Here is a 9,098-nt window from a genome sequence, read left to right as displayed (position 1 = left end):
GGGATGGTGGTGCGGATGGTTCGGCCGTACGACTCCGACGAGATCGCCGCATTGGCCGTTCAGGCCCGAGCCCGTCTGGATCTCGACGAGCGACGGTGCCCTCGCTGCTCGTACGTCGGGATGCGCCGGTACTTCCAGCTGTTCCACGGAAGTGCGAGAACGGCGCTGATCACCTACCTGTGGTGCCCGTCCTGCCATGGGTATGACGGTTCGACCGTGCCGGGAGCCGGCATGCGGCTCGACCATGACCCCATGGCTGAGCTCGACGCCGGCGAGCTGCGACTGCTCAAGGCCGATATGGAGTCCTACCTCGCCAAGCTCGACGGGTTCTGGGAGAGCGGGAGGCTTCCGCAGCGGCTGACGGAATGAGCCGTCCGCTCCCGAACCGAATGCGGGCGCAGCCCCCGCCGGCGGTGGCCGGCGGGGGCTGCGTACGGAACTCCCGTGGATCAGTGGGACGGGGCCGGGTAGGTCGGGTACTCCACCCCGGAGACGTGCTGGACGACCCGGATGACCTGGCACGAGTAGCCGAACTCGTTGTCGTACCAGAGGTAGAGGATCGCGTTGTCGCCGTCCACCTTGGTGGCGCCGGCGTCGACGATCGAGGCGTGGCGCGAGCCGACGAAGTCCATGGAGACGGCGTCGGGGGCGGTCGTGAAGTCGATCTGGCGCTTCAGCGACGAGTTCAGCGAGACGTCGCGGAGGTACTCCAGGACCTCGTCGCGGGTGGTCTCGCGGCCCAGGCGCAGGCTCAGGATCGCGATCGAGACGTCCGGGACGGGGACGCGGATCGAGCTGCCGGTGATCGGCGCCTTGAGGTCCGGCAGCGCCTTGGCGACGGCGGAGGCGGCACCGGTCTCGGTGATCACCATGTTCAGCGGCGCGGAGCGGCCGCGGCGGTCGGCCGCGTGGTAGTTGTCCAGCAGGTTCTGGTCGTTCGTGAACGAGTGGACGGTCTCCACGTGACCGCGCAGGACGCCGAACTCGTCGTCCATCGCCTTCAGCGGCGGCACGATCGCGTTGGTGGTGCAGGACGCGCAGGACAGGATCTGCTCGTCCGGCTTGATCATGTCGTGGTTGACGCCGTGCACGATGTTCGGGACGTCGCCCTTGCCCGGGGCGGTCAGGACGACCTTGTCGATACCGGGGCGCAGATGCTTGGAGAGGCCCTCGCGGTCGCGCCACTTACCGGTGTTGTCGATGAGGATGGCGTCCTTGATGCCGTACGCCGTGTAGTCGACCTCGGAGGGGTCGCCCGCGTAGATCACCTTGATCGCGTTGCCGTTGGCGATGATCGTGCTGTTCGCCTCGTCGACCGTGATCGTGCCGTTGAACTGGCCGTGGATCGAGTCGCGGCGCAGCAGCGAGGCGCGCTTGACGAGGTCGGCGTCGCCGCCGCCGCGCACCACGATGGCGCGCAGCCGCAGACCGTTGCCCGAGCCGGCCTTCTCGATGAGGAGGCGGGCGACGAGGCGGCCGATGCGGCCGAAGCCGTAGAGGACCACATCGCGCGACTCGCACCGCTCGATCTTGTTGGCACCCGTGGCGCCGACGACGGCTCCGGCGGTGAACTCCGCCACCGACAGACCGCGGTCGTCGCTCTTGTACTGCGCGGCGAGCATGCCGAGGTCGATCTGGGAGGGCCCGAGGTCGAGCTCGGTGAGGGCCTTGAGGAAGGGCAGCGTCTCGGTGACCGAGAGCTCCTCACCGGCGATCTGCCGGGCGAATCGGTGGAGCTTGAGAATGCTGACCACCGACTTGTTCACCAGGGAGCGGCTGTGCAGCAGGACCGTGACGTCCCGCTCCCGGTGCAGCTTCCCGATGATCGGGATCATCGACTCCGCGATCTCCTCGCGGTTCTTCCAGTTAGTGAACGAGTCGTCGTTGACAGTCACAGGCTTATCTCTCGATCGAGCTAGGCGGTGCTCATATGCTAACCCGTCGAGATTTTGACTCTTCAAGCGGTCTCGCATACGGACGCGCGGAGCCCCCTCGCCGAGGTGACGGCGAAGGGGCTCCAGGTCGTACGCAAGGCGTAAACGAGCAGTACAGAGGCCTGCGGGCGGGTTACCAGCCGGTCCCGATCTGGGTCCGGTCGCCCAGCGCCGTGGCGCCGGTTCCCGGGTAGAAGTAGAGCGGGCCGTTGGCGCCGGACGGGGCCTCGACGGCGTCGAGGTCGCCCTTGCCGTCGCCGTTGAAGTCCGCGCCGACGAGCCCGCGCATCCCGTCCCACCCGCTGCCGATCTTGGAGCGCGAGCCGAGGGTGCTCATCCCGTTCAGCGAGCCGGTGCCCGGGTAGGCCCACAGCGCGCCGGTCCCGTCCACCGCCACCAGGTCGGCCTTGCCGTCACCGTTCAGGTCGCCGGGCGAGGTGATCTCGGTCATGGTGTCCCAGCCGGAGCCGATCTGCGTACGGTCGCCCAGGGTGTCCGTGCCGTTCAGCGACCCGGTCCCGGGGTAGGCCCAGAGGTCGCCGCGTACGTCGACGGCCACCAGGTCCGCCTTGCGGTCGCCGTCCACGTCCAGCGCGGTCAGCTCCCGCATCCCGTTCCAGCCCGTGCCGATCTTGACGCGGTCGCCGAGGGTGCTCGAACCGTTGGCGGTGCCGGTGCCCGGGTAGACGTACAGGTTGCCGGTGGCCTTCTCGACGGCCACCAGGTCGGCCTTGCCGTCGCCGGTGTAGTCGGCGGCGGTGAGCTTGTCCATGGCGCCCCAGCCGGTGCCGATCTGGATACGGTCGCCGAAGGTGCCGTTGCCGTTGCCCGGGTAGAGGAACAGCTTCCCGGTGGCCGCCTCGATGCCGACCAGGTCCTTCTTGCCGTCACCCGTGAAGTCGGCGGAGGTCAGCTTGGTCATGCCGGTCGGCGCGGGGTCCTTGGGCCATGAAGTGTGCACGACGATACGGTTGTAGGTGTTCTCGTTGACCATCCACAGCTCGTCGGTGCCGGGCCAGTACGAGAGGTTCTCCAGGTTGATCCCGGTGCGCGTGATGAGGCGCACCGGCTCGTCCGGGTAGGCGTGGTAGAGGCAACTGGGGATGTTCTTGCCGTCGTGCTCTGCGGGCACGAACTCCGGGCACGGGCCCGAGAGCGCGAACCGCCCCTTGTTCATCGCGACGCCCTGCACGCCGCCCATCGGCGAGGCGAACGCCTCGGCCGCCTGTACGCGGCCCGTGGCATCGGCCTTCAGCGTGCCGGTGGCCGTGTCGATGGGCCAGCGGACGATCCGGGCCGCGACCTTGCCGAAGTCGCCCTCCGTCCCGCCCGGGTCGCCCTCGGCGGTGACCAGCGCGGGCTGGGCGCCGGTGAGGTCGAGCGAGGCCGCGGTGATGCAGGGGCGCTGGGGGACGTCCGCCCCGGGATAGGTGCCGCAGCCCGTGCCCGCGCCGGTGTACTCGTACGTCCCCTGGCGCGGCAGCACGTAGTCGTGGCCGCCGCCGTGCGTCTTGCCGTTCGCGTCCACGCCGATGGAGGTGTCCGAGGTGACGTCCATCTGCCAGATGTCGTTGAGGTCGAAGACGTCCAGGGCGCTGCCTATGCTCGCTACATACAGCTTCGAGCCCGACCAGACGATGCCGTTCGCATGCCCCGTGACGATGGGGACGTAGTTGCTGCCGTCGCTGGAGGACGCGACCAACTGGACGTGTTTGTACGTCACATGGGCCGGGTCGGTGACATCGGCGAAGGTGATCCGCTCCATACCGGCCGGTGAGTTGGTGCCGTACCAGCTGGTGAGGAGGACCTTGCGGCCGTTCACCAGGGTCTGCGACTGGGGCGACTCGCCGGAGCCGGTGAGACCCTGCGGGATCCAGGTGTTGGCCGCGTCGTCCTCGGCGGACCAGCAAAAGCCTTGCGCGCCCGCGGTGTTGGAGGGGTGGCACAGCGGACGGGCCTGGGTCTGCGAGGCGCTGGCGAGGACGCCGTTGATCGTGGTGCGCTTCAGACCGGGGTGGGCGGACTCGAACCCGGCGGCCCAGCGGGCCTGTGTGCCGCTGTCCCGCATCCCCATACCGTCAGTGCCGACGTGGGTGATCGTGTTGTACGTGGCGATCGACCCGTTGGGGACGACGGGGGTGGTGGCCGCGGCGGCCGGGCTCGCGCTCGCGGCCCCCGCGAGCAGTGAGGTCAGGGCCACGACGGCTGCGGCGGCGCCGTATGCCGAGGTGCGGATCCTGCGGACTGGGGTGGTCATGGCGGTGCTGTCCCTTCCTGGATGCGGGGCGCGGGGCAGCCGCCGCACCGGTGGGTGCGGCGGCTGCCCGGGGTGGAGCGGGAGTGGGGGAGCGGGGACTACCAGCCGGTGCCGATCTGGGCGCGGTTGCCCAGGGTGTTCATCCCGTTGATGGAGCCGGTGCCCGGGTAGGTGTAGAAGGTGCCGGTGGAGCCGACGGCGGCCTGGACCGCGTCCACGTCGCCGACACCGTCGCCGTTGAAGTCACCGCTGACCAGGTTGGTCATGGCGCCCCAGCCGGAGCCGATCTGCACCCGGTCGCCCAGGGTGTTCATACCGTTGACGGAGCCGGTGCCCGGGTAGGCGTACAGGTTGCCGGTGGACACCTCACGGGCGACGATGTCGTCCTTGCCGTCCTTGTTGAGGTCGCCGGGGCTGACGATCTGGTCCATGCCGTTCCAGCCCGCGCCGATCTGGACGCGGTCGCCGAAGGTGCCGTTGCCGTTGCCCGGGTAGAGGAACAGCTTGCCGGTGGAGGACTCGACCGCCACCAGGTCGCTCTTGCCGTCCTTGTTGAGGTCGGCGCCCGCCAGGTCGTGCATACCGTCCCAGCCGGTGCCCGCCTTGGTGCGCTCGCCGAAGGTGCCGTCGCCGTTGCCCGGGTAGATCCACAGCACCCCGTCGGCGTCGACGGCGGCCATGTCGAGGCGGCCGGACCCGGTGAAGTGACCGGAGGTCAGCTCGCTCATGGAGCCCCAGCCGGTGCCGATCTGGACCCGCTCGCCGAGCGAGCCGCCACCGATGCCGGGGTAGTAGAACAGCTTGCCGGTGGTCGCCTCCACGCCCACCACGTCGGCCTTGCCGTCGCCGTTGAAGTCGCCGCCCGCGAGGTTGGACATGCCCGCGTCCTTCGGCGGGGTCGGCGTACCCTCGACGATCTTGTTGTAACGGTACGGCTTGAAGCCGTTGTTGTTGATGTAGCTGCGGCTGTACGTGGCCTTGCGGGCGTTGGTGCCCGTGTGGGCCTCTTCCATGATGTTCGCCGTGGTGTGGGCGGAGTCCGCCCAGCTCACGAAGAGCACCACATGGGAGTCGATGTTGTCGAGCATGTCGCCCGGCTGGAGCTGGTCGAGGTTGCCGAGCGGCGCGGACACGTCCGGCAGCGACCAGGTGGTCAGGCTGGTGGGCAGGTGCCAGGCGAGGGAGACGAAGCCGGAGCAGTCCTGGCGGTAGGTGCGGCCCTGCGGGTCGCCGGTGTAGCTCGACTGGCTGTACGGGACGTTGTTGTCGACCCAGTACTGGGCGCGGGACAGCACCTCGGCGGTGGAGATGCTGCCGCCGACCGAAGAGGTCCCGGCGGCACTCGCGGTGGCGGCGCCCGGCCCGGCGACCGACATACCCGTGACGGCGGCGGCCGCGACGAGGGTGGCGACGGTGGTCTTCTTCAGCTTGGTGGTGAACTTCGACATCGTGGGATCTCCTGTGGAGGGGCACGGTGAACCGCGCCGGGAATAAGGGAAGTTGGTTATGCGTGAAGTGCGTGGAGGTATGAGGGCGGTTGCCGTCGCTACCGGGTGTCGTGAAGTACGCGGTGATGCGCGGCGCGTCGGGCCGTCGCTACCAGGTGTGGTGAAGTGCGGGTGGTTGGCCCGCTGCTACCAGCCGGTGCCGATCGCGGCGCGGTCGGCGAAGCCGCCGTTGCCGTTGCCGGGGTAGAAGTAGAAGGTGCCGGTGGATCCGGCAGGGGCCTGGACCGCGTCGAGGTCGCCCTTGCCGTCGCCGTTGAAGTCGGCGCCGACGAGCTGGCGCATGGTGTTCCAGCCGGTGCCGATCTGGTTGCGGTCGCCGAGGGTGTTCATGCCGCTCAGGGAGCCGGTGCCGGGGTACTTCCACAGCCCGCCCGCCGTGTCGACGGCCACCAGGTCGGCCTTGCCGTCGCCGTTCAGGTCGCCGGGGCTGGCCAGTTCGGCCATACCGCCCCAGCCGGAGCCGATCTGCACCCGGTCGCCCAGGGTGTTGGTGCCGTTCAGCGAACCGGCGCCGGGGTAGGCCCACAGCGCGCCGGCGGAGTCGACGGCGACGAGGTCCGGCTTGCCGTCCTTGTCGACGTCCATCGCGGTGAGGTCCCGCATACCGCGCCATCCGGTGCCGATCTGCACCCGGTCGCCCAGGGTGCCCATACCGGCGGCGGTACCGGTGCCCGGGTATACGTACAGGTTCCCGGTGGCGTTGTCGACGGCGAGCAGGTCCGCCTTGCCGTCACCGGTGTAGTCGGCGGCGGCCAGACCGCTCATACCGCCCCAGCCCGAACCGATCAACACCCGCTCGCCCAAGGTGCCGTTGCCGTTGCCGGGGTACAGCCACAGCTTCCCGGTCGCGGCCTCGACACCGACGAGGTCGGCCTTGCCGTCGCCGTTGAAGTCGGCGGCGGTGAGCTGGACGATGCCGACCGGGGCGGGCGGAATGCTCGTCGAGGGGTAGGGGTCGACGCCGTCGTCGGTCAGTCCCGCCTCCCGCCCGCAGCTCGCCCAGGCCCCCGGGCCCTGTTTTCTGAGGACCTTCTCGGCGATGAGTATCTGCTGTTGCTTGGTGGCCTGGTTGGGATACGTGGCGTACTGGCGGCCACCGAAGGCGTCCCAGGTGGAGAGGAGGAACTGGAGGCCGCCGTAGTACTGGTGGTTGGACGAGACGATGGTCCAGTCGTCCGTCGACTCGCAGTGGGCGACTCTCTCCCAGGTGCTCACCGAGGCGGCCGACGCGGTGCCGGCGGAGGCGGTCGAGAGGGCGATACCGGCGAGGGTGAGCCCGGCCAGGGCGGTGAGCCGCTTACGGGGGGCGGTTTTGGGCATGGCGGATCCTTGGGTCGGCGGATGAGCGCGCGGATGGTGGGTGCTGCGAGGAATGCGGAGCCCGTACGGGCCCGGCGTCCCGGCCGGCCGCAGCTGCCCTGCAGGAGCAGCTGAAGGTGTGCCGGGTGGGCCGGAGTTGGGGACGTATACGTCTATGCGTAAACGTTTGAGACGTCCCGGCGCGGCCGGTCGGCGTGACTACGCCCAGATGATGTCGCCGACGTGGGCCTCGGGCGAGGTCGAGCCGGCGGGCGCGGCCCAGATGATGTCGCGGGGGCTGACGACCGAGGCGGAGTGGGAGGTCGTGGCGCCGGCGGCGCCGAGGAGGGAACCGGCGAAGGCGACGACCGCGGCGGCCTGGGTGAGACGGATGCGAAGCATGGTGTGAGTCCTGTTCTGACGATGTGTCGGGTGGTCCCGAACCGGTTCGCACCCCGCGGTGGTGCTTTCCGGCTCTTGCCCGCCGGGCGGTGTTCCCTGCTGGCAAGTACTACTTTCGTCGCTGGTCAGGCGGGGTGGAAGGGTTTTCGGGTGGACCGAAACGGCCTTGGACGAATCTGTCCACCCACGGCACCTCGGGGACGGATGAGGACAGCAGCGCCTCATAGAAGGGCGCGACCAGCGGAGCCTGGGCGGAAAGCAGCGACCAGCCCTCGAACTCGGGGCAGTCGGCCAGGACGCGTCGGCACAGCGCGGCCGCCCGCGACTCGGCGTCGGCCAGGTTCCTGGCCTGTACATAGAGACCGAGTACGGGGTGGGGGAGCGCGTGCGGGTGGACGCTGACGTGCTCGACCCCGTCCTCCTCGCGGGCGTGGGCGAGGACCAGGGACCGCGTGTCGGCAGGCAGGGCCGCGCCGGGGCGCGCCTGCACAAGAGCGTGGACGAGATACATGAAGTCCACTCTTTCAAGTGGCCAGCACACCCACCAACAAACCGAGTTGGACGGATGCGTCCATGGCCGTTTCCGGCCGCCACGATCGGGATGACGCATTCCGTATACACAGGTATAGGCCATTTATGACATGATCCGGATGACCCGGGGGTGGCGCTGTACCGAAGGGCAAAGGGGATGGGGATGCTGACCGCATTGGGACTCGACGAGGTGGCCGAGTCGGTCTACCGGGCGATGCTGTGCGACCCGAGAGGCGGGGTCGCCGACCTGGTCAAGCGGGTGGGCAGGCCCGAGGAAGAGGTCAGGAACGCGCTCGACGTACTGAGCGAGCTGGCCCTCGTACGACCGTCGGCCGAGCGGGAGGGCAGCCTGCGGGCGGTCTCGCCGGACATCGGCATGGAAATCCTGATGGCGCGTCAGCAGGCGGAACTGGCTGCTCAGCAGCAGCGACTTGAGACATCGCGGGCCGTCGCGGCCCAGCTGATCGCCGAGTACACCGATCTGCGGCCCGCCGCGGCCAGCCCCGGTGTCGAGCAGCTCATCGGGCTCGACGAGATCCGCGACTGCCTGGCCCGGCTCACCCGCGGCCTGTCGGTGGAGGCCATGACGTTCGCGCCCGGCGGCGCCCAGCCCGCCCAGGCCATGGCGGCGGCCCGGCCCCTCAACAAGGACCTGCTGGAGCGGGGGGTGCGGATGCGCACCGTCTATCTGAGCAGCGTGCGCAACGACCAGCCCACCGTCGAGTACGTCAACTGGCTGGCGGAGCTCGGCGGTCAGGTGCGTACGGTCCCGGAGCTGCCCACCCGGATGATCATCTTCGATCACACCACCGCCGTCATCCCGGTCACCAGCGACGACAGCGCCGCCGGTGCCGTCGTCCTCACCGGAGAGGGCACGCTCACCGCGCTGTGCGCGCTCTTCGAGAGCGTATGGGCGACCGCCCAGCCGCTCGGCGAGGCGGCGGCCAAGGACACCCACGGGCTCAGACCGCAGGAGGCGACCACCATCTCCCTGCTGGCGCAGGGGTACACCGACGAGGCCATCGCCAAACGGCTCGGGGTCTCGCAGCGCACCGCGCGCCGGATCGCGACCGAGCTGATGGAACGGCTGGGCGCGCGCAGCCGGTTCGAGGCGGGCGTGCGGGCCGTGCAGCACGGCTGGCTGCCGTCCGAACCGGCCTGAACCGG

Annotated in this window: 8 protein-coding genes; 2 read left to right on the top strand and 6 right to left on the bottom strand. The window is 69.6% G+C overall.

Annotated elements, in window-relative coordinates; genetic code table 11:
- The first annotated feature begins 15 nt into the window (after window positions 1-15).
- Complete coding sequence (locus ACT1U9_RS01780) at window positions 16-369, top strand: hypothetical protein (protein WP_444536581.1); 354 nt, start codon at window positions 16-18, stop codon at window positions 367-369.
- An 80-nt stretch (window positions 370-449) separates the two neighbouring features.
- Here the strand turns inward: ACT1U9_RS01780 and ACT1U9_RS01775 are convergent, their stop codons facing one another.
- The 6 genes from ACT1U9_RS01775 to ACT1U9_RS01750 form a co-directional block, all read right to left on the bottom strand.
- Window positions 450-1,895, bottom strand: a complete 1,446-nt coding sequence (locus ACT1U9_RS01775) for a glyceraldehyde-3-phosphate dehydrogenase (protein ID WP_444536580.1) — start codon at window positions 1,893-1,895, stop codon at window positions 450-452.
- A 172-nt stretch (window positions 1,896-2,067) separates the two neighbouring features.
- Window positions 2,068-4,191 (bottom strand): FG-GAP repeat domain-containing protein, encoded by a 2,124-nt coding sequence (locus ACT1U9_RS01770; RefSeq protein ID WP_444536579.1) that lies wholly within the window; start codon window positions 4,189-4,191, stop codon window positions 2,068-2,070.
- Between the two features lie 98 nt (window positions 4,192-4,289).
- A complete protein-coding gene (locus ACT1U9_RS01765; RefSeq protein ID WP_444536578.1) occupies window positions 4,290-5,639 on the bottom strand; it encodes an FG-GAP repeat domain-containing protein in 1,350 nt (449 codons plus the stop codon).
- A 186-nt stretch (window positions 5,640-5,825) separates the two neighbouring features.
- Window positions 5,826-7,019: an FG-GAP-like repeat-containing protein gene (locus tag ACT1U9_RS01760; protein ID WP_444536577.1), complete on the bottom strand. Its 1,194-nt coding sequence runs from the start codon at window positions 7,017-7,019 to the stop codon at window positions 5,826-5,828.
- A 198-nt stretch (window positions 7,020-7,217) separates the two neighbouring features.
- Window positions 7,218-7,400: a hypothetical protein gene (locus ACT1U9_RS01755; RefSeq protein ID WP_444536576.1), complete on the bottom strand. Its 183-nt coding sequence runs from the start codon at window positions 7,398-7,400 to the stop codon at window positions 7,218-7,220.
- Between the two features lie 109 nt (window positions 7,401-7,509).
- Window positions 7,510-7,911: a hypothetical protein gene (locus tag ACT1U9_RS01750; RefSeq protein ID WP_444536575.1), complete on the bottom strand. Its 402-nt coding sequence runs from the start codon at window positions 7,909-7,911 to the stop codon at window positions 7,510-7,512.
- 183 nt (window positions 7,912-8,094) lie between these two features.
- Between ACT1U9_RS01750 and ACT1U9_RS01745 the strand changes: the two genes are divergently transcribed.
- On the top strand, window positions 8,095-9,093 hold the full coding sequence (locus ACT1U9_RS01745; RefSeq protein WP_444536574.1) for a helix-turn-helix transcriptional regulator: 999 nt from the start codon (window positions 8,095-8,097) through the stop codon (window positions 9,091-9,093).
- The last annotated feature ends 5 nt before the right edge of the window (window positions 9,094-9,098 follow it).

The sequence above is a fragment of the Streptomyces sp. BR1 genome, from assembly GCF_052373795.1.
Taxonomy (GTDB): Bacteria; Actinomycetota; Actinomycetes; order Streptomycetales; family Streptomycetaceae; genus Streptomyces.
Note: the sequence above shows the minus strand (reverse complement) of the source record. Positions and strands in the feature narration are given on the sequence as shown.

Coding starts and splice junctions, on each gene's coding strand:
- ACT1U9_RS01780 (WP_444536581.1), top strand. CDS start 16: ATGGTTCGGCCGTACGACTCCGACGAGATCGCCGCATTGGCCGTTCAG.
- ACT1U9_RS01770 (WP_444536579.1), bottom strand. CDS start 4,191: ATGACCACCCCAGTCCGCAGGATCCGCACCTCGGCATACGGCGCCGCC.
- ACT1U9_RS01765 (WP_444536578.1), bottom strand. CDS start 5,639: ATGTCGAAGTTCACCACCAAGCTGAAGAAGACCACCGTCGCCACCCTC.
- ACT1U9_RS01760 (WP_444536577.1), bottom strand. CDS start 7,019: ATGCCCAAAACCGCCCCCCGTAAGCGGCTCACCGCCCTGGCCGGGCTC.
- ACT1U9_RS01755 (WP_444536576.1), bottom strand. CDS start 7,400: ATGCTTCGCATCCGTCTCACCCAGGCCGCCGCGGTCGTCGCCTTCGCC.
- ACT1U9_RS01750 (WP_444536575.1), bottom strand. CDS start 7,911: ATGTATCTCGTCCACGCTCTTGTGCAGGCGCGCCCCGGCGCGGCCCTG.
- ACT1U9_RS01745 (WP_444536574.1), top strand. CDS start 8,095: ATGCTGACCGCATTGGGACTCGACGAGGTGGCCGAGTCGGTCTACCGG.